Origin of the sequence: Paenibacillus sp. FSL R5-0519 (assembly GCF_037974275.1) — a bacterium.
GTDB lineage: Bacteria > Bacillota > Bacilli > Paenibacillales > Paenibacillaceae > Paenibacillus.
Genome location: NZ_CP150234.1, coordinates 4,323,764 through 4,344,443, shown reverse-complemented (window position 1 = coordinate 4,344,443; position 20,680 = coordinate 4,323,764). Strand labels below are relative to the sequence as shown.

The 20,680-nt window shown below is 47.4% G+C and carries 14 protein-coding genes and 1 pseudogene; 10 read left to right on the top strand and 5 right to left on the bottom strand.

The window, feature by feature from the left end; genetic code table 11:
* Nucleotides 1-191 precede the first annotated feature (191 nt).
* Entirely contained in the window at nt 192-1,031 is an 840-nt protein-coding gene (locus MKY73_RS19410) for a divergent polysaccharide deacetylase family protein (RefSeq protein WP_339303092.1), read from the top strand.
* Here the strand turns inward: MKY73_RS19410 and MKY73_RS19405 are convergent.
* A complete protein-coding gene (locus MKY73_RS19405; protein ID WP_339303091.1) occupies nt 1,006-1,749 on the bottom strand; it encodes an N-acetylmuramoyl-L-alanine amidase in 744 nt (247 codons plus the stop codon). The genes MKY73_RS19410 and MKY73_RS19405 overlap by 26 nt on opposite strands.
* Before the next feature lie 194 nt (nt 1,750-1,943).
* Between MKY73_RS19405 and MKY73_RS19400 the strand changes: the two genes are divergently transcribed.
* Nucleotides 1,944-2,162, top strand: a complete 219-nt coding sequence (locus MKY73_RS19400) for a YqzE family protein (protein WP_339303090.1) — start codon at nt 1,944-1,946, stop codon at nt 2,160-2,162.
* 153 nt (nt 2,163-2,315) lie between these two features.
* On the opposite strand, the gene MKY73_RS19395 is transcribed toward MKY73_RS19400, so the two are convergent.
* The 3 genes from MKY73_RS19395 to MKY73_RS19385 form a co-directional block, all read right to left on the bottom strand.
* Entirely contained in the window at nt 2,316-3,329 is a 1,014-nt protein-coding gene (locus tag MKY73_RS19395; RefSeq protein ID WP_339303089.1) for a hypothetical protein, read from the bottom strand.
* A gap of 147 nt (nt 3,330-3,476) precedes the next feature.
* Nucleotides 3,477-4,658 (bottom strand): YqhG family protein, encoded by a 1,182-nt coding sequence (locus MKY73_RS19390; protein WP_339303088.1) that lies wholly within the window; start codon nt 4,656-4,658, stop codon nt 3,477-3,479.
* Between the two features lie 3 nt (nt 4,659-4,661).
* Complete coding sequence (locus tag MKY73_RS19385; protein ID WP_339303087.1) at nt 4,662-6,425, bottom strand: SNF2-related protein; 1,764 nt, start codon at nt 6,423-6,425, stop codon at nt 4,662-4,664.
* A gap of 525 nt (nt 6,426-6,950) precedes the next feature.
* On the opposite strand from MKY73_RS19385, the gene MKY73_RS19380 reads away from it, so the two are divergent.
* Nucleotides 6,951-9,593: an adenosylcobalamin-dependent ribonucleoside-diphosphate reductase gene (locus MKY73_RS19380; RefSeq protein ID WP_339303086.1), complete on the top strand. Its 2,643-nt coding sequence runs from the start codon at nt 6,951-6,953 to the stop codon at nt 9,591-9,593.
* Between the two features lie 84 nt (nt 9,594-9,677).
* Here the strand turns inward: MKY73_RS19380 and catA are convergent.
* Nucleotides 9,678-10,324: pseudogene (gene catA / locus MKY73_RS19375) on the bottom strand (type A chloramphenicol O-acetyltransferase).
* Between the two features lie 230 nt (nt 10,325-10,554).
* Here catA and MKY73_RS19370 point away from each other — a divergent pair.
* From MKY73_RS19370 to MKY73_RS19340, 7 genes are all read left to right on the top strand, one after another.
* Nucleotides 10,555-11,115, top strand: a complete 561-nt coding sequence (locus MKY73_RS19370) for a flavin reductase family protein (protein WP_339303085.1) — start codon at nt 10,555-10,557, stop codon at nt 11,113-11,115.
* Between the two features lie 574 nt (nt 11,116-11,689).
* Nucleotides 11,690-13,774: an acyltransferase family protein gene (locus MKY73_RS19365; protein WP_339303084.1), complete on the top strand. Its 2,085-nt coding sequence runs from the start codon at nt 11,690-11,692 to the stop codon at nt 13,772-13,774.
* 256 nt (nt 13,775-14,030) lie between these two features.
* Nucleotides 14,031-15,344: an extracellular solute-binding protein gene (locus MKY73_RS19360; RefSeq protein ID WP_339303083.1), complete on the top strand. Its 1,314-nt coding sequence runs from the start codon at nt 14,031-14,033 to the stop codon at nt 15,342-15,344.
* A gap of 147 nt (nt 15,345-15,491) precedes the next feature.
* Nucleotides 15,492-16,373, top strand: a complete 882-nt coding sequence (locus tag MKY73_RS19355) for a sugar ABC transporter permease (protein ID WP_253433433.1) — start codon at nt 15,492-15,494, stop codon at nt 16,371-16,373.
* A gap of 35 nt (nt 16,374-16,408) precedes the next feature.
* The gene (locus MKY73_RS19350) at nt 16,409-17,263 is read left to right on the top strand and encodes a carbohydrate ABC transporter permease (protein WP_253442477.1); all 855 of its coding nucleotides are present in this window, start codon (nt 16,409-16,411) and stop codon (nt 17,261-17,263) included.
* Nucleotides 17,264-17,293: 30 nt separating this feature from the next.
* On the top strand, nt 17,294-19,075 hold the full coding sequence (locus tag MKY73_RS19345; RefSeq protein ID WP_339303082.1) for a sensor histidine kinase: 1,782 nt from the start codon (nt 17,294-17,296) through the stop codon (nt 19,073-19,075).
* Nucleotides 19,072-20,658, top strand: coding sequence for a helix-turn-helix domain-containing protein (locus MKY73_RS19340; RefSeq protein WP_339303081.1), 1,587 nt, complete (start codon nt 19,072-19,074; stop codon nt 20,656-20,658). Before MKY73_RS19345 ends, MKY73_RS19340 begins: the two co-directional genes overlap by 4 nt.
* Nucleotides 20,659-20,680: the final 22 nt, after the last annotated feature.

Sequence of the window (20,680 nt, the reverse complement as noted above, 5' to 3'; positions counted from 1 at the left end):
TAATCTCTATTTTGCATCTGTTTAATGACAGTTCTTGTCTGAAAGTAAAGGTGAGAACGGGGATTAAGGCGATGTTCGCTTGAAATACAGGTCTCCAGTGGTGGGGATGTTGTTATTAAGGAAGGCTTTGGCTTACATATTACTCCCTTCATTATCAAACAATGAGATCACAGAACTTACGGGGAGGGAACATGATGAAGGAAAAGAGAAAGCATTATCGATTCATTGCAGGTTGCATGGCATTGTTAATTGTGATTCACGGAGCCATATTGGCAGGAGGTCCTACAGCGGCAGCTTCAGAGTCCACATCAAATCATAAACGATTAGCGATTATCATCGATGATGTTGGTAACGACATGAAAGGTACCCCAGAGATCCTGGCAATGCCAATTAAACTAACCGTAGCAGTCATGCCTTTTTTGCAAACAACGAAGAAAGATGCGATCGCTGCACATGAAAAGGGGATGGATGTGATTGTGCACATGCCCATGGAACCCAAGAAAGGAAGACCTGAGTGGCTGGGCCCGGGTGCAATCACATCCAATCTGACAGATGAAGAAGTCCGCTCACGCGTGGAAAAAGCGATTGATGATGTGCCCTACGCAATAGGCATGAACAATCATATGGGTTCCAAAATTACGTCGGACAAACGCATCATGTCCATTGTGCTCGATGTATGCAAGGAGCGGGGCCTTTTCTTTGTAGACAGCCGTACGAACTTTCGCTCCGTGGTGGGGGAACTGGCCATATCCAAAAACATGCCACCTGTAGGTAATGACATTTTCCTGGATGATCAGAACTCCAAGCAACACATCCGCAAGCAAATGGATCTGGCAGCTCGTCGTGCAATCGACAAGGAGATCTGTGTTGTTATTGGTCATGTCGGACATAGCGGGATGAACACATCAGCTGTAGTTCGTGAATCCGTTTCCCGTCTGCAGGGTCAGGTTGAGTTTGTAGGTATTGGCGATCTTGTGCGCGAAGTGTGGAACTGGCACGCTACGCCTACACTACCGACAGATAATAAATAATGCCGCTCGCAATAGACTCTGCGATTCGTTTTTGCTCTGCGGGGTCACTCATTCTGGCCCGGTCTTCGGCATTGCTCAAAAATCCGGTTTCGACGATGACCGCAGGTTGCTTCACGTAATTCAATAAATAAAAGGGCTTGCCCCACACGACCCCGTGCTTCGTTCCGAACAATTGGTTCATGGCGTCCTGGATGGATTGGGCTAACAGATAGCTTCTGCCTTCCTTCTGGTGCAATACCACGGGGCCGTGTGCAGACGATCGGGGACTCCAGTTCGCATGGATGCTGACCACGATATCCGTACTTACTTCTTCGCTAAGGCTCTTACGTTGGGCAAGATCTCTGGTATGACGCGAGCGGCTGTTCAGCCAGCGGTTGTCGTCACTAAGGGCGTAATCACCAAGTCGATTGATGATAACGGCATAACCCTTGCTGCGAAGCAGGAGATAGACTTTTTGGCTAATGGCGAGGTTGATATCTTTTTCCAGCACACCCTGGGCTGACGTACCGCCGTCAATACCGCCATGGCCTACATCGAGCAGGATAACCGGTGCTGCAAAGGCATGATGACTTGAGTGATAAGCATCTCCATCGGTCACAGGCAGCATGGACGGACTGTTCTGGGACGGGGCTGCTTTCCCATAAGCGACATGGGGCAGCATGGGGATGCAATAGAAGCTGATTAACAAGGCTACCGAAGCGGTCAGCAGCTTATACATGGGATACACACTCCTTCATGAAATAGGTATCGGATGCAGATTAATGACTGTCTGGATACCTTTGGCATTAGACTGTGCATTCTGAGGTTTTTCATACCCTTTTCAATAAAAAAATGTTTAACCAGTACACATCTTGCACACAATAGAACTATCGTAAGCTCCGCGAATGTGCAGGAGCGAAGGAGGCAGATGTTATGGCCAAAAGTGATGAATTGGTAAAATACATTACGCAGCGGGTTGTTCATTATATCGATACGCCGAAGGATGAGCGGAAAGACCGCGCCAAAAGGAAAGAGCCGTGGGCGATGAAATGGTTTGGTATGATTCCCTTCGCTGTATCCCTGTGGGTGGGGAAAAAGGAAAAGGAATTGGATACACCGTCTCATAAACGAAGTTCTTCAGGAAAAGGATAACTGTAACACACCTATTTCACTCAGTGAGCTTAAGACACGCCTTGCTGAGAAACCAAAAGACGCAATCCCTTTACTGCATGGGAAGGCGTCTTATTTTTTGTAGATATTTAATTGTTCTAAAGTTATTAAATGATCTGTGGAGTTAGCTGACAGTTAAGGCTTCAAGATGTAAAACTGACCGTCTTGTTGTAATGTTCTCAAAGGCACAAAGCGTTGAATGGATGTTTTTCCACCAAGCGCTATATATAGAATGGACTCTGCTTCATGATCTGCATGCCACAGCTGATAACCGCTTACGGGTAGAGGACCACCGTATACGACGTTGCGATCCTCTGCTGAGAAAACAATTTCTTGATCCTCCCCGTGTTGTATCACCTCTCGTGCCCGATTGGCAGCAATAGGCTTGGATGTCATCCACAACAGATTGTCAGCCGGATTGAAGACGGGGCGCAAATGAATTGGATCGACTGTGCCCGATGAAGCTATGGATAACTTAGTTATGATCTCAGAAACCTGTTTGGAACCAGCCTCCAACAGCTTCAGCAACTCGGACGGTAATACATCACCATTCGTAGCATCAATATAAAGAGCAGGATGGTTGGGTTGTTCCACTTTCCAATAAGCCAGCAGGGGAAGAGCATAACCACAATGAAGCTCTCCTCCGCCAGCAAGTAACGCCTCAAGATTCACATGTTGTCGATCCAAGGCTTGTCCGAGAAGTTCATTGTTATATGGTGACTGCTCTCCTTGACCATATTCACTAAGTATCAGATGTCCCTGTTCTGTGGCGGTAATAATCATATATCCCATTGGTTTCCCATCCAATGCAGCTTGCACCAGCCAGCTATGTGTACCAGGGCCGAGAGGATAGAAGTCCAGGTCGGCGTTCTTCCAATCAGCTTCCGTGTTAGCCGTACCAAGTGCAGCAGCTTGTTGCTCTGCAAATCGTTGTACAGCAGCGGGAGCTAGCTTGTCATTCTGGGAAGCATGATGTTCTGGACTATATTCTGTGGATGATACGAGAGATCGTGAAGATGTTGTTTGTTCTTCAGCATTGGCTATCGACCAAAAGGAGAATAGGGCAAGACAACTGAGCAAGCCCAAGGAGATACAGACTGTTTTCCGAGCGTTGTTCCAACACATATGGAAGAATTGTTTCAAATTCACACCTACTTTTCATTTATCCGTTACCTGAGCCGGTCCTAATTTCATTCTAGGGGACGGGTTATGCAAAGGTTGCCGCAACCTGTCGGGCAGCTGATCATGAATAAACACTACTTTTGCCAGCATTTGCAGGAAAAGTAGTGTCTTCGTCTATCTTAAGTGAAACATGCCGCTGCTAATCGCAGTCACTTTCACTTTGGGTTCATATTGCCAGATCATCTCGGTCCGGCGTGTCTCATACTGCAGTTTCATAGATTCGCGATCGATAACCGCCTGTTTGGCTTTCTCTTCTTCAGCGTCTGTCTCGGTTTCGATCGGCACAACGGCCTCTGCGGCCAGTTCCATATCTGTTCCAATGGGTTTAGCGTTAGTTATATCCAGAACTTTTTTCAGAGCTACAGATGACGTGCGGTTAGAATGGACACTCTCCACGCCTGAGGCTGTGTTACCCGGGGGTTCTACTTCAGGTGTATCTTCCCGGAGTACTGCTTCGTAATAGGTATCCAACACGTCCAGCTCCAGATCAAGTCGCTCTTGGGCTTTCTCAGCCCAGCTATAATCGAGTTCCAGCAAGCGGTTCGTCAAATGAGATTCGAGAGCAGCGCCGGCATCGGATAACGATACTTTGGCTGTCTGTACATGCATGTTCTCCGCGAGCCTTGGACTGAGATCACGTCGATTCAGCTTGGTTCCGAACTTCTCTATAATTTCACCCGAGCGAAGGGAGATGCCGAGAAAATGCAATTCTTCCCGTTTCAAATCACAGGCGAACTCTACCTTGAAACAGACACCGAGCCAAGGTTCATATACGGCTGGCGCTGTAGCGCGCAATTGCCGTTTGGCAGCCTGTTCGAACAGATTCACGAAGGCACCCCCTTCACGGGCTGCGCCAAAAATCTGTTGGAGCCTGCGACTGCCGTACACCACTTCTTCACGCAATATCCTTCCTGGTCCCAGTAGTGGCATGGATGGAGTAATGCCGAAATAACGGCCCAGAATGGTTTCTTTCGGTGGCTCGCCTTGAGGGCTGCCGTTGGTTGCGCCATTCGTTTGAGCAGTGTCAGGTGATGATTGCGCTGTTTTGGCTTCGGCTGCTTCAATGGCCTGCTGATAACTGTCAGGATCGAATATGAATGTAAAGGACATTGTCTCAGCGGGTGCTCCGGTTCGCTCCACGAACCCCCAATAATAGGGGCGATTGGTCAACGCTTTGTCTGCCTCAGGCGAAAGTTTAACAGTAACATGGGCAGGCGAACGCTCCATAATCTTACAATCGAGTGCTTCCAGATAGGTGAGAACATATGCCTGCACTTCATGGGGAGTCATGGTCATGGGTCAGCTACCTCCTTTGCGAAGATCTAACAGCCCGGAGACGGCAGGGCCTTCATCGGCAACCTCGCGCTGAATGGAGTTCAGTGATTGCCCAAGTGAATCCATTTTACGGCGAATATCTTCATCATTTTGTGATTCCAACATGATTTTGTACAGGCTTTTCTCAATGGACTCCTTCTTCTCCAGCCGTTCCAGAATGACGTCCAGCCCGCCAATCACCATCTCAAACATATTGATTTTCTCATGCAGCAGGTTCAGGATATGTTCCTCAATGGTTCCGGAAGTGGATAGGTTGAAAATGTTCACATCATTTTGCTGTCCCAGCCGGTGTACCCGCCCGATTCGCTGCTCTACCCGCATAGGGTTCCAAGGCAGATCAAAGTTGATCATATGGTGGCAGAATTGCAGATTAATGCCCTCGCCACCCGCTTCGGTTGCAATCATGGCCTGCACACGTCCGCGGAAGAGATCCATCATCCAGTCTTTTTTGCCTCGATTCATGCCGCCCCGATAGGGTACAGCCGTAAGCCCATTGTTGCGGAAATAGTTCAGCAGATACTCTTGCGTGGCCCGGTATTCGGTGAAGATAATGACTTTTTCATTCATGTTGCGAATCAGTTCCATCGTTTTCTCGGCTTTGGTATTTTCCTTGATCGCTTTAATATGAGCAACGAGTTCCCAAATTTTGTCCCGAAGGGGCGAGTCCAGCGGAAGTTTCTTCGACAGGTTAACCAGCGTCACGAATACAGCATCCCGACTGCTGCACACTTCCCGCTGCAATGTAACAAGGGAGAGCATGCTGCTCAGGTTGCCGCCAGCTTCCTGGTACTGATCCTTAACAAAGGACGTCACCCCATCATAAAGTGCTTGTTCTTCGGGCGATAGTTGCAGATTCACGTTGGAGACGTTCCGTTTGGTAAATTGAACGGGGCCTTCGCCGCGGCGGTTACGAATCATCACTTTGGATAACTCGTTCTTAAGCTGTTCCTGATTTTTCGGAACCCGTTTGTCTACGACAAAGTTCGCCGCAAAGTCACCCTGACGCCCCAACTGACCGGGCTTCAGCAGGTTAATCAGATTGAACAGCTCACTCATATCGTTCTGCACAGGTGTAGCTGTGAGCAGCAGACAGTACTTTTTGCGCAATTTCAGCATGAATTGATAGTTGGTTGTTTTCTTGTTTTTGAGTTTATGAGCCTCATCAATAATAATCATGTCGTAATCAGTGTTCAGCAGCATATCTTTATGCGGGTCACGTTTGGCTGTATCCATGGAAGCAACGACTACTTCATTCTGCCAGGAATAGGCCTTTTTCTGGGCAATGGCAGGAATACCGAATTTCGAATTCAGCTCCCGTACCCATTGCAGCACAAGAGAAGCCGGTACGAGAATGAGTACCTTGGATACGAGACCCCGAACCATATATTCTTTCAGAATGAGACCGGCTTCAATGGTTTTGCCAAGACCCACCTCATCGGCGAGAATGGCCCGGCCTGACATTTCAAATAATACTCTGCGTGCAGTGTCCATCTGGTGAGGAAGTGGAGTAAGGCCTTGTAGATGCTTCAAACACTGGATCTCGTCAAAATTGGGAATCAGATTGGTCTCTTCGGCTTGAATGCCCAGTTGAAAGAGTCGGTAATCTCCCCAAGGGCCTCCTTTATCCAGTCGTGATTCCAACTGATTGATCCAGCTTCGATCGAATTCCAGTGGAACGGGCAGCTCGGCTACAGGTTGACTCGTGTGGTGCGGGTTTTTCCGGTTCATGATGCTTCCTCCCCTGCCATACGTGATGACGTTTTATTCGTAGGTAATAGTATGGACGAATGAGAGTGAGTTCATAACTATATAAGTTGAACTACATTTTATTTGCACAAACACTACGATGACAGAACAACCTTCCAATCGCTGTTATCCCCAGATTTCTTTGATTCCCTTTTCTGAAGGGGAAATCAGGGGATAAAGGCGAACGCTCCGCTTTTTCAGGTTTTTTCTGTCCTCTCCGTTGAGGTGCAAATGATTAGTTTAACTTATATTGAACCCAGAAATTTAGTAAAGGCACATGTTTTTTCTGTCCCAAAAAATTCACAGATATCGTATTCATGCGTATGAGGGTGTGTGAAGAAGCTTGTCAGAGTATGGGGAGTCTATGCAGATAGACTATGATAAAAGTCGTATGGAAAATCAATATATAGTGTAATATACTGGTTTTTTATCACTATATGTGGTGTTTCATCATATTTTACTCTTATATTAAAAATGGAGCGTTAATCGGGGAGGTTGAACGTAGCGATGAAATCAAACCAACGATCGTACCAATTAGAAGGACTTAGCGAGAAAATATTTCTGGACCGATACGCCTGGAAGGACGCTGATTCGAATCATGCCAAGGTCGGAGATGTGGTATTGGTATTAACAAAGGATGATCCCAAGTTCCCAACCAAGGAAGTGGGCGAAATCATAGAACGTCAGGGTCAGCTCGTACAAGTAAGGATTCGAAGCGGAGAGATCATCGAGACCAGTGTGGAGAAACTGACACTCAACATCGAAAAAACACCGGAAGAGATGTGGAGTCGACTTGCCAAAGCCATGGCCTCTGTTGAATCTAAAGCAGATCAGCGGGCAATGTGGGAGTCCAAGTTCCGCTCCGTGTTGGAGGATTGGAAGTTAGTACCCGGAGGGCGTATTGCTGCAGGAGCGGGGGCAAGCGATGAGCTGACACTCTTTAATTGTTATGTCATTCCGTCTCCGCAGGACAGTCGGGGTGGCATCATGAAAACCTTGACCGAGATGACGGAGATTATGGCACGTGGGGGAGGTGTAGGCATTAATTTGTCTTCTTTGCGTCCTCGCCGAGCGGTGGTGAAAGGTGTCAACGGATCATCCAGCGGTTCCGTATCGTGGGGCGGATTGTTCAGTTATACGACAGGACTGATTGAACAGGGCGGAAGCCGCCGGGGTGCGCTCATGCTGATGATGAATGACTGGCATCCAGATGTGCTTGATTTTATTACCGTGAAACAAACGATGGGTCAGGTGACCAATGCCAATCTGTCTGTATGTGTGAGCAACGCATTCATGGAGGCTGTCAAGCAGGACGGAGATTGGGATTTGGTTTTCCCCGATACGAATGATCCAGACTATGACACGGAGTGGAACGGGGATATGCAGCAATGGAAAGCCGCAGGTCATGCGGTGGTACACTATCGTACACTGAAGGCGCGCGAAATCTGGCATACTATTATTGAATCAGCCTGGAAATCGGCAGAGCCTGGTGTAGTATTCATGGAGTACTATAACCAGATGTCCAACAGCTGGTATTTTAACCCGATTATCTGTACTAATCCTTGCGCGGAACAAGGCCTGCCTGGCTGGGGTGTATGCAATCTGTCAGCGATCAATCTGTCCAAATTCTATGATGAAACGAATGATGATGTGGCATGGGATGAACTGGCGGAAACCACTCGCATCTCGGCTAGATTTTTGGATAATGTCATCGATGCAACACCATATCATTTTGAGGAAAATAGATTGAATCAGCAGCGTGAACGCCGGGTTGGGCTTGGCACAATGGGACTGGCAGAGCTGATGATTAAGCTGCGTATAAGGTACGGCAGTCCTGAATCCCTTGAATTTCTGGATAAACTGTATGGATTCATGGCGAAGGAGGCCTATCTGGCATCGGCAGAGATTGCAGCAGAGAAGGGAGCTTTCCCGGCTTTCGAAGCTGAACCGTATTTACAGAGTGGATTCATGAAAAATATGGTTGCGAGGTACCCTGAAGTGGGAGAGGCCATTCGCAAACAGGGCATTCGAAATGTCACGCTGATCACCCAGGCGCCAACGGGAAGTACAGGTACGATGGTAGGCACATCCACGGGTATTGAGCCGTATTTCGCCTTCAAGTATTTCCGTCAAAGCCGTCTGGGTTATGATGAACAGTTCGTACCGATTGCGCAAGAGTGGCTGGATGAACATCCGGGTGAAGCTTTACCAGACTATTATGTGACGGCGATGGATCTGTCGGCTGAGAATCACATCCGGGTGCAGGCTGCGATTCAGCAATGGGTGGATAGTTCCATCTCGAAGACGGCCAACTGTCCGGCTGATTTTACGGTGGAGGATACGGCTGAGCTGTATGAACTGGCCTTCGACCTTGGCTGTAAGGGAGTAACGATATATCGAGACGGCAGTAGGGATGTGCAGGTGTTGTCCACTTCGAAGAAGGAAGAGACCCAGGAGACCGAAGATCAGAACACGGCGGAAGCAAAAGAGAAGACGGACGTATCTGCAATAGATAACCCGAATAATGTAGGAGGGCAGGCAGGTGTTGCGTCTTTCAGTAGTGAGATTGATGATGAAATCCATTCTTCCGATCAAACCTCTTCCTCTGCCACAGTGCTGGATAAGCAATATCGAAGCCGCCCTCAGGTACTTCGCGGTGCAACATACAAAATTAATACGCCATTCGGAATGGCTTACATTACAATTAATGATCTGGAGGGAACGCCAGGTGAAATCTTCCTGAACGTGGGCAAAGCGGGATCGGACGTGTTCGCTATGGCTGAGGCCCTCGGTCGGGTATGCTCACTGTTTCTTCGATACGGAGATCACGGGCACAAGGTGGAACTGTTGATCAAACATCTCAAGGGAATTGGTGGTTCGGGTGCGATTGGCTTTGGAGCCAACCGGGTGGAATCGATTGCTGATGCCGTCGCCAAAGCATTGGAAAGTCATGTACAGAGCAATGTGCAGGCGAATGAAACTGATGCATTGAAAGAACAGAACCAAGTGAAGAGCGCATATCCACAAGTGGAGAATCAAAAAAACTTTATCGAATCAAGAGATTTATGCCCTTCTTGTGGTTCAGCATCCCTGATGAATGTGGAAGGATGCAAAACATGCAGTCAATGTGGGTATAGCAAGTGCAATTAAATAGCATTTGAAAAAAAAGAGAAAAAGAAAAGGCGTTCCATGACTCCACCAAGAGTCAGGAATGCCTTTTCTTCATTTAGCTAACTAACACCATTTATGACTACGATCTGCCAATGACTGCAATTCGTTGAATAGAACCCCAGCGTGATAGCCGTCGCACACGGCATGGTGTAACTGAATAGATAAGGGAAGATAAACTTTATCGTTTGTTTGAACATATTTTCCCATCGTGAAAATAGGCAACAAGAAGGTTCCCTCATTGTAAATATTCAGATTAAATCCCGTAAAGTTCACCCAGGGAATACTTGAAACGGGAAATGTATTTGGTGGTTCATTGGGTTGGCAACCAATTGTTTATGATCTTTGTAATTCTTCATATCGTCCAGATAACGAATGTGGAACGTCTCAAAATCTTCATGGAATGTCGTCCAGATCGTCGAGAATCGTTTGTCGTCCTCATGAAAAATCGTATAGCTCGGAGACATCTCGTCCCAGTAGCCTAATCTCCCCTCGACGTCGAAACAAGTTCGAAATTCTTGATGTGTATTGACGACCGTAGAGATCATATGAATAAGAGCTGGGTAGAACTTCATGCCTTTAAGTTTCATTTGAGCAATCAATAGAGTGATATCCAGATTAGCAGTCATGCTGTAGGTACATCTGACCTGATTCAAGTAGTGGTCAAAGTAAGGCTTTCGATCCCACTGATCTAACACGATTGGATTAAACATAAAGTTAAAACCTCCTAAATTATAATAATGCCTTCATTTAGGAGGTATATTTGACTGATTTGACCATATCCTATCACATTCCCGGTATCGTATTTTGAGACATTGATCCCTCTCAGTATAACATAATAATGAATGTGTGCTTATGCGTAATCCTCCGCAAAGCGCTTTTTCAACCTGCTGCATTACTTTATAATGAAAGTGTATGTATAACGAAGAAGAGAGGGGATTAGATGCGTCAGCCGATAGAAGAACCCAAATTTTATTCTTATCCTGGAATGGTAGCGGTGGTAACTTCACGTCATGAGGGAGTCCAGAATGTGATGGCGTCCGGATGGCATACATACATCGGATCATCTCCAGGTGTATATGGCATCTCCCTTCGTAAGGAAACATACTCCTATGAACTCATTGAGAAGAGTGGCGTATTCGGAGTTCATTTCCTACCAGGTCATCGATCAGAGTGGATTCAAGCTGCAGGAACGTTTAGTGGAAGAGATACAGATAAATTTACAAGATTCGGCATTCCGTATGAGGAAGGAATGAAGGTAAGTGTACCCATTTTGACGGACGCTTATTTTGCTTATGAATGCAAAGTTATGGATATTACAACATATGGTGACCATGAATGGATTGCAGGTGAGGTGTTGCAGCGATATCAGGATCCGAAGTACTTTCTGGAGAATGGAATGGTTGATCTGGAGAAGTTGCAAATCCCAATGTACACAGGGCGCTCCACATACCGAATCTTGGATGCAAGGACAGAAGAAAAGAATCACCCGTTCTACCTCTAGGGTCCTAGGCAAGAAGAAGCAATTATGAGCAAAACTTTCAATCCGGTCTGACATAGGTTTATAATGGATAGTGGCTGCTGAGCAAGTCGGCAGCCTTTTGTTATGAATATAATTGTTTCAATGAACGGTTGCGTGGGTATGCTGGTTTGCGCAAGCGGACAGGTAATTTTAGCCACTCGATGAAAAGTACTATATTTAACGACAAAATTAGAGTATGATTTTACAGCTATATGAGCTGGCAGGAAAGGTTACATCGGTTTAATCGTTTGTAACTATTCCTGTAAAGTATGAGGCTTATTTCGGGCGTATAATGCTAAACGTGAACTTACGAATCCATATAAAGAATATTGTAATGATTAAAACTTAATGGACCGGCAACACGTCTTCCTTAAGACTGTATAATTCACCAAGAATGTAGCATCATCGGAACGTGCTTCAAACAGAGGCTTTTCTTATGTTGTAAATGAAAGATGGAAGGTGCAATACGTATGTTAATGACAACCAGAACGATCAGGAGTTCCATTATGCCCCCAACACCGATGTTGTTGACTCACAGTAACAAGGAGGGGCATGCATGTCACAATTGCCTAATAACAAGCGACATATGAACGGACTGGATGGCTTGCGAGCCATCGCTGTACTTGCGGTAATCGCGTATCATCTCAATTTGGATTTTATTCCGGGTGGATTGCTCGGTGTAGGTATATTCTTTGTTCTCTCTGGATATTTAATTACAGATATTCTCGTGTCACAGTGGCAGGAACATGGACGCATTTCACTCGGTGATTTTTGGGTAAGACGGGTAAGGCGCTTGCTTCCAGGCATGCTGACCATGACAGCTGTGGTAATGATCTGGTTGGCCTGTACAGACCCATCCCGGCTCGCTGCGCTTCGTGGTGATATCGTTTCGGGTGTATTATACATAAGCAATTGGTGGTATATCTTTCACAACGTTTCCTATTTCGAAAGTTTTGGCCCTCCATCACCGTTTGGACATTTCTGGTCACTGGCTGTGGAAGAGCAATTTTATCTCATATGGCCTCTTCTGCTGATCGCAGCAATCGTCGTGTTCAAAAGAAAGGGATGGCTGGTCGTCTTCATTGTCGTCGCAGCTGAGTTGTCTGCTGGCGCAATGGCCATCATGTATAATCCGGATCTGGACCCAAGCCGTGTATATTATGGAACAGACACGCGGGCATTCGCACTGCTTGCTGGTGCCGCTCTTGCCGTGGTGTGGCCTAGTCGCAAGCTCTCGAACTCTCTGCCTGGCATGAATCGGCTTGTACTCGATATATCGGGACTAGCTGCACTCGCTTTATTAATCTACATGATGTTGAACAGCAGTGAATATGATGCGTTTCTGTATCAAGGAGGAATGGTGCTTCAGGCTGTGGCAACAACGTTGCTGGTAGCGGTATTGGCTCATCCATCGTCATTCCTGGCACGGTTCATTGGAGCAAAGCCATTACGCTGGATTGGAGAGCGATCCTACGGATTATATCTATGGCATTATCCAGTTATTATTTTAACCAATCCCGCGGTGGATACGGGAGGAGCGCATCCTGTACGAATCATTTTACAAGTTGCTGTAACGGTTGTACTGGCTTCATTATCTCTTAAATATATTGAAAATCCGATTCGCTACAACGGATTCCGTGATTCCTGGTCCCGATTATGGGGAAGAGGGCGGTCATCGATCGGTATACGTAATGTGTGGTGGAAGCGGACAGGTCTGTTGATGACGATTCTGCTGTTGTCCTATACGGTATCCCAGATGATGGTCTCACATGCAGCGAATTCCGACTCCCATTCCGTATCGATGTCGACCACATTGAATGGAGAGAATTCTGTAGCGGAGGAACAGGGACAGAATGTTTTGCCGGCTAATACAGCGACATCGGGCTCAGGTCAAAAGAACGATGCGCATAGCCATAAACCGGAAGCAGGAACGAAAGATAATCCGGAGAACAATGAAAAACCGACAGGAGAGACGGCGCCAGACTCGAAACCTGGGGACCAGGACAATTTAACGAGTGGTGGCAAAGACGGTCAGTCTGAAGATAAGCCAGCTGATGAATCCGTGGCTAACGAGAGTGATGCTCCGGACGGAGCTGAAGCGAACCCATCCGATGGAACGGATGATGCACCTGATTCATCTGAGGAACATGAAGAAACGGCTCCTCCTGCCCAGGATGGCAAAATTCATTATACCGTCATTGGAGATTCCGTGATTTTGGATGCAAAACCATATCTGGAGCAAAGTATAGCGGGAGTGTACGTGGATGGACATGTTGGCCGTCAAATGTGGCAGGCTGGCGATGTATTGGAAGGGCTGAAGCGAAACAACCAAATGGGCGGCAAGGTGGTGCTGGAGCTCGGGACGAATGGTTCCTTTAACTCCAAAAACCTGAATGCGGTGCTTGATTATCTGAAGGATGAGGATCAGGTATATCTGGTTACTGTGCGTGTACCTCGTCCGTGGGAACGAACGGTAAACAGGGCGTTGAATGAAGCAGCGTCCAACTACAGTAATGTCTCGCTGATTGACTGGAACAGTGCAAGTGAAGGACACGACGAATATTTTGAAAAAGACGGTGTACATCTCACTACGCAAGGGTCAGAAGCTTTTGCAGAACTGGTGAAGAACAGTATTCAATAATACGCAATCCATATTCAATACGATTTAGCACTTATTCATTATTATAACCTAGGTTTAAGCTGCCGATGGCTGCAACAAGAAAGAGCTCTCATTGTGAGGGCTCTTTCTTGTTGTTATGAGCAATAAGTCAGCAATGTAAGTTCCGAAAAGGGGAACCGATATTTTTCACCCCTGCATCCGTGGATCGTCACCTTACGGTATGATAACGTTACCATTTACAATAAGTGTAATCAAATCGCCGAGGGGGAATATAGAGATGTTGAAAAAATGGCTTTCGGGTGTTCTGGCAATAACGTTGTTCTCCATTATTCTAGCTGGCTGTGCTGGCGGAGATACTTCAGAAGGAGGCAGCGGCAATGACAAAGTAACCGTCACACTCTGGCACAACTGGACTGGACAGGATGCAAAAGCGGTTGCTATGCGCCAAATTATTGAAGATTTTCGCGCGGCACATCCAGATATTGAAGTCGTGGATGAAGGCCTGCCTACAGATGGTCTCAAAACCCGGCTGCGCACGGTGGCAGCTGCTAACGAGATGCCAGACCTGTTTGTGATGTGGCCGGATGCCATGACTAAGGAATTTGTAAAAGGGGATCTGTTACAACCCATTAACACAGAGCTGGATGCGAAGCCGGAGTGGAAAGACAATTTCATCCCGAATGCATTGGACGGATACACCGTGGACGGGAATATCTACTCCGTGCCCATGAATCTGGCGCCAAGTTCCTTCATCTATTACAATGAAGCTCTTTTCAAACAGTACAACGTGAAAGTGCCTGAGACTTGGGCGGAACTGGAACAAGCGATTGCTACGTTTAATCAAAATAAAGTCATTCCCATGGCGCTTGGCAACAAGGCGAACTGGGTAGCACAATCGACCATATTCAGTACCCTGGCTGACCGGATCACCGGCACAGACTGGTTCCTGAAAGCGACAGCACAAGATGGTGCAAGCTTTACCGATCCACCATTTATTGAAGCCCTGAACAAAATGCAGGAGCTCGGCAACAGCAAGGCGTTCCAGGATGGATTCAACAGTATCGATGAGACACAGATGATGCAGCTTTATTTCCAAGGTAAGGCAGCAATGGTCATGAACGGCGGATGGGCCTTGGCCAATCTGGTGAACAATGCACCTGAAGAGGTATTGAACAACACGCATATTACGATTCTCCCTCCAGTGGACGGAGGTAAGGGTGAACCAAGAACCACATCCGGTGTTGTAGGAACCGGGTTGGGTGTAAGCAAAAAGCTGAGCGGTGCACAAAAAGAGGCGGCGATGGAGCTGTTCTACGCACTGGCAGGACCAGATGGTCAGAAGGCCACATTGGATAGCAGCACATTGGTGAGTTACAAGATTGATCTGGACAAAACCAAGGCGCATCCATTGTTCGTTGAATTATATGATTTGATGCAGGAAGTGAAGATTACGCCGGTTTACGATTCCAAGCTGGGATCGGCAACGGTTGAGGTTATTAATAATGCGTTGCAAGAATTGCTCATGGGTGGTAAGGCTGAAGATATTGCAGCCAAAATTCAGGCGGCTCAAGCCAATGCAGTTAGTCAGTAATTATGGGTCAAACTAGATAGCGATTACGATGGTACAGCCAGACAATAAAGACTCAATGAACTCATCTCATCGCGTATTAGCTGGTTATTCGACAAAACCCCTTCCCGGCAGGGGAGGGGTCTTTAAGTATGGAAGGGAAGTGAACAGATGAACGCACTGCGCAGTCGGCGTTTTATTATGCTGGGGCTGGCCCCGGCAGTCATCATTTATGCATTGTTTGTATTTGTACCGGTCGTATGGTCGGCGTACTACGGTTTCTTCAACTGGTCCGGCATCGGCGCATCCAAATATATTGGTATGGATAATTACGTAGAGATCTGGCATGATCCTGTATTTTGGCGGGCACTGAAAAATAACGTTATTTTTGTGTTGGCATCCGTATTTGGACAAATTCCGTTAGCACTGATGCTCGCGGTCATATTACACAAAAGCAATCCGTTACAGCGGTTCCTGCGATCAGCCGTATTTCTGCCGATGGTACTGTCCACTGTAGTGATCGGTATGATCTGGCAGTATATCTATCATCCGCAGATCGGGATATTGAACTTTTTGCTGGACGCATTGGGTCTGGAGAGTTGGAAGCTGCAATGGCTTTCCGATGACAAGATTGCGATCTTTTCCTTAGTGCCGCCGCTGCTCTGGAGCTTTGTGGGGTTGTATTTGATTATCTTCATCTCCGCATTGCAGAATATTCCAGGCGAGATTCATGATGCTGCCAAAATAGACGGTGCTTCAGGCATCCGTAAGCTGGTATCCGTCTCTTTGCCCATGATCTGGGGAACGGTTCAGGTTGCGATCATTCTATGTATCTCGGGGAGTCTGAAATCCTTCGATCTGGTCTACATCATGACCAAGGGTGGTCCGGCACATGCAACAGAACTGCTTGCAACGTATATGTACAATTCGACCTTTACAACATACCGTTATGGTTTTGGTAGTGCGATCTCAACAACCATCGTACTGATCTCCCTGCTGCTGATCGGAACAAGCCAGTGGGTGACCAGTCGCAAACGAAAAGAGAATCAATAGAGAGGAGGGCTATCATGCGTGCGACACCTGTATCCATGCCATCACCACGAAGCGGCTCAGGCCATCCGATTCGCCGCCTCCGCAGCGGAATTGTTTGGACGCTGCTAACGGTCTATGGTATTTTAACATTGTATCCGTTCTACTGGCTCGTGATTAGTGCGTTCAAAACGAATGAAGATTTTTATAGCAGGCCCTTTGGTCTGCCGGAAAACTGGAATGTTGCCAATTTCAGCAATGCATGGGAAAGCTCCAGGCTGGGGACTGCTTTTGGCAATTCACTCATTGTATCCGTCGGATCACTTATTCTGACGCTGTTTATTGCAGCGCTATCTTCATTCATTCTGGCCCGTTTCCAGTTTCGCTGGAAAGGGTTAATCATGACCTTCTTTGTTGTAGGTATGCTTATTCCGATCCATAGTACACTTGTCCCTTTATTTATTTTAATGAAACAGATGTCCTTGCTAAATACGTACTGGGCATTAATATTACCTTATACGGCTTTTGCATTACCTACAGCTATTTTCGTGCTTACTGCTTATCTGACAAGTGTTCCACGTGATATTGAAGAGGCGGCTTTTATTGATGGAACAGGGCTTTGGGGGCTATTTACCCGAATCATGCTGCCCATGTCCGTACCTGCGTTGTCTACGGTTACAATCCTGAGTTTCCTGCATGCGTGGAATGACTTTTCATTTGCGCTTGTATTCATCAACAAGACCGGATTGAAAACGTTACCGCTGGCCATTGCGAACTTTGCGGACGGGTATCAAACCGATTACGGGTTAACACTTGCTGCCATGACCCTGTCGGTCATTCCAACCATTATCTTGTATCTCGTATTCCAGGAACAGGTTATGAAAGGCATGACAGCCGGAGCTGTCAAAGGATAAGCGAAAGCGCATCCAGAGGAGGAGAAACGTTTGGCACGCTGGCTCACATCTTCGTTACAAAGGAAGCTATCCGTTGTGGTGACAGCTTCAATGATTGTGCCATTGCTGGCTTTGGGTCTGTTCGCCTTTCTAATCTCTTCCCGCATCACGGAGCAAAAAACAAAACTGTCCGGCATGGATACGCTGAAACAAGTCGAAGCGAATCTTCGTTATATGCTGCAGGATGCGGAGAACCTGTCCATTTTCCTGATTGGAGAACGGGATATCCAGCACTATCTTAGCCAAAATGAGGACCATGAACTTGACCGTGTGGATATCCTGGGCAGGATGACCAATTTGGCTGCTTCCAAAAAATATATCGCCAACATCGCCATATACCCTGGACGTTTTGATGCCACATTGTCGACCGCTACCTGGTATGAATCCAATGAATCCAACCTGACGTATCCCTCTGTTCCAAGTGGTGAAGCAGTCAAACAATGGACCGGGGTATACCCGGTGCAGAATTACGCGGGTATACAAAATGTGATCACATTGGTTCGGCCGATTCGCAGTATTCATGATTATCGACCCATCGGCTGGTTGGCCATTAGTCTGGATGAGAAGGCCATATCCAAGGAATGGGCAGCTCTGGGATTAGGCAGAGGGGAGGGCAGACTTGAACTCATTGGCAGTTCTGGAGAGATTCTGTCTTCCATGGACAAATCCCGGCTTGGACTTAAGCTGGAGGCGGTCGAACCAGGGGTTACAACGTTAATTCAGGATGGTGGTAGCGGAACCACCACGTATGGCAGTGGTGAGGATAAACGGACGCTGCTCTATTATCCGGAAGAATTGACGGGTTGGACATTGGTTGGAACTGTACCCTATGACCAGTACAAGTCCGAGAATCGCTATATCCTTATTCTGACCGGGTGCGCTGTTGCCATGTCAGCTGCGATCAGTGCAGGCTTGGTCTGGTTTACTGTGCGACGTGTGACGAGGCCGCTGCGGGTGCTTACGCGACATCTGTCCCGGATTGATCCGGAACGGCCTCTTCCGCTGTTTCGGTCTGAAAGCGATGACGAGATTGGCAGGCTTGGGGAGAGTTACAATCTGCTCGGTGCACATATTCAGTTATTGAAAGAAGAGGTTATCCGAGGTGAAGCTCGCAAAAAAGAAGCTGATCTTCGGGTACTTCAGGCGCAGATTAATCCGCACTTCCTGTATAACACGCTCTCTTCGATTCACTGGATTGCCTTGATGTCTGAAGAGAAGAGGATCGCAGATATGGTTGAGGGCTTGAGTGATTTTCTGCGAATCAGCTTAAACAATGGTCAGGATTACTGTCCTGTGGAACAAGAGATTGCTCATATTCGCCATTATGTGCGTGTGCAATCCATTCGTTTCCCTGATCAATTCGTACTGCATTACATTGTAGATCCAGCACTTGAGAAGCGAATGATGCTGAAGTTGTTGCTGCAACCGCTCGTTGAGAACGCCATGATTCATGGCATTCAGCCCAAAGCAGGCGTGGGTACCATCACCATCATGATTCGCAAGGATCCAGATATTGAACAGATGAATGTGCTGGTACTGGATGATGGTGTCGGCATGGAACCGGACAGGCTGGAGCAATTAAGGATAAGCATTAGGGAATGGAAGGGAAAACAGCCGGAAAAACAGCTAAACCAAGGCGGTTATGGGCTCTCCAATGTGAATGAGAGGCTGCTGCTCCATTATGGGGCGGATGCACAGCTTGAAGTAGACAGCAGGGTTGGGGGAGGTACCCGGATTTCGTTTTCCATTCCAATCTTGGAGGGTTCGCGATGAGATTATTAATTGTTGATGATGAAGTGATCATCCGTACAGGACTTGCCAGCGTTATCGCATGGCATGAACTGGGAATTGAACTTCTTCAACCTGCTGCCTCGGCAGAGGAGGCGTTAACACGTATGGCTGAGGAACGTCCGCATATCCTGATGACGGATATTCGGATGACAGGCAGATCAGGGCTGGAACTGGCAGAAGAGGGCTTGCGATTGCTACCTGAGCTGGAGGTTATTATTTTGTCCGGATACGATGACTTTTCTTATGCGCAGCAGGCGATTCGCCAAGGGGTTACAGATTACTTGCTCAAAACGAGCAAACCGGAAGAGATCATCAAGACGGTATTACAGGCCAAACAGCGAATCACGGAACGTTGGGAAGAGAAGTCCAGAGAGGGACAGCTGATGCGTGAGAACCGGGAGCGGTTATTTGCCGGGTGGATCATTGATGGTGACACCGCTTCGGGTCAGTTCCCTTCATTTCTGCGATCTGATGCTGGACTTGAGGCGGTGGTTGATGGCTTTGATGCTGAACAGATTCTCAGACAAGTTATTGTTCTTCGAGCGGAGGGTTGGGATCGATCCTCGGATGCGCTCTTACGATTCGCGGTGCAGAATACCCTTGAGGATATGTTGCCGGGTGCCATTGCTCATGTGGAGAAACAGCACATTATTTGTGTAGTTTCTTGGCCGCCTGTGGATCGGGAATATGCGTTCAGGCTGGAGAGTGCATTACGTCGGGTGGAGCAATTACTGAAGTGCACTCTGCGCGGAGCGGTAGGTCTGCCCGTGCGTGGATATGCAGATCTGCATGATAGTTACAGAACGGCTTCAGCCGCATTCCGATATCGGGGTTTGATGAATGATAAAGTATGGCATTATGAGCATGTTCAGGATCGCCAAGGTGGCAAAACTGTACTTACGCACGAAGAGGAGACCACACTTGGCACATTACTGCTGGATAATGATTCAGTCACGTTAACAACATGGACGCGAGAGCTCGTGGCTAATCTGATTGCAGAACCGGAGGTCACGCCAGAATCGTTCAGTGCTTGTCTGCACTCAGCAGTCATTGCAGGTCATCGCTGGCTTACTCGTACCATGCGAGCCACAGGACGTGAAGAAACCGCAAGACTCGAACCCTGGATGCCGGAACCCGATGCCGAACCTGTAGATCTGGGGGATATGTTGTTCCAGCATCTGTATGGTCTGATGCATATCTATCATAGCCGAATGGGTCAGGGACAGGCAGCCCATGTGCAAAAGGCTATTGGTTATATTGAATCATCACTGGTACAGGACATTAATCTGCAGCAGGTAGCTGGACATGTTCATCTGCATCCGGGTCACCTGAGTGAACTTTTTAAAAAAGAAATGGGTGTGACCTTTGGAGATTTTGTCACCGATATGCGTATCCGAAGAGCGATGGATATGCTCGCGGTGTCTCCAGCGAAGGTCAGTGAAGTCGCTGCTATCAGCGGCTACGAAGACGTGAAATATTTTAGCAGGCTGTTCAAAAAACATACCGGCAAGACCCCGAGTGAATATCGCGAAGAGGCGTTATCGTTCAAACCTTCGGGAAGTTAGAAATGAGCAGACCAGGCAGCAT

What these genes read in the sequence shown, in the direction of transcription:
- MKY73_RS19380 (WP_339303086.1), top strand. Translation starts at nt 6,951, where the DNA reads ATGAAATCAAACCAACGATCGTACCAATTAGAAGGACTTAGCGAGAAA.
- MKY73_RS19400 (WP_339303090.1), top strand. Translation starts at nt 1,944, where the DNA reads ATGGCCAAAAGTGATGAATTGGTAAAATACATTACGCAGCGGGTTGTT.
- MKY73_RS19370 (WP_339303085.1), top strand. Translation starts at nt 10,555, where the DNA reads ATGCGTCAGCCGATAGAAGAACCCAAATTTTATTCTTATCCTGGAATG.
- MKY73_RS19340 (WP_339303081.1), top strand. Translation starts at nt 19,072, where the DNA reads ATGAGATTATTAATTGTTGATGATGAAGTGATCATCCGTACAGGACTT.
- MKY73_RS19390 (WP_339303088.1), bottom strand. Translation starts at nt 4,658, where the DNA reads ATGACCATGACTCCCCATGAAGTGCAGGCATATGTTCTCACCTATCTG.
- MKY73_RS19385 (WP_339303087.1), bottom strand. Translation starts at nt 6,425, where the DNA reads ATGAACCGGAAAAACCCGCACCACACGAGTCAACCTGTAGCCGAGCTG.
- MKY73_RS19360 (WP_339303083.1), top strand. Translation starts at nt 14,031, where the DNA reads ATGTTGAAAAAATGGCTTTCGGGTGTTCTGGCAATAACGTTGTTCTCC.
- MKY73_RS19410 (WP_339303092.1), top strand. Translation starts at nt 192, where the DNA reads ATGATGAAGGAAAAGAGAAAGCATTATCGATTCATTGCAGGTTGCATG.
- MKY73_RS19350 (WP_253442477.1), top strand. Translation starts at nt 16,409, where the DNA reads ATGCCATCACCACGAAGCGGCTCAGGCCATCCGATTCGCCGCCTCCGC.
- MKY73_RS19405 (WP_339303091.1), bottom strand. Translation starts at nt 1,749, where the DNA reads ATGTATAAGCTGCTGACCGCTTCGGTAGCCTTGTTAATCAGCTTCTAT.
- MKY73_RS19365 (WP_339303084.1), top strand. Translation starts at nt 11,690, where the DNA reads ATGTCACAATTGCCTAATAACAAGCGACATATGAACGGACTGGATGGC.
- MKY73_RS19355 (WP_253433433.1), top strand. Translation starts at nt 15,492, where the DNA reads ATGAACGCACTGCGCAGTCGGCGTTTTATTATGCTGGGGCTGGCCCCG.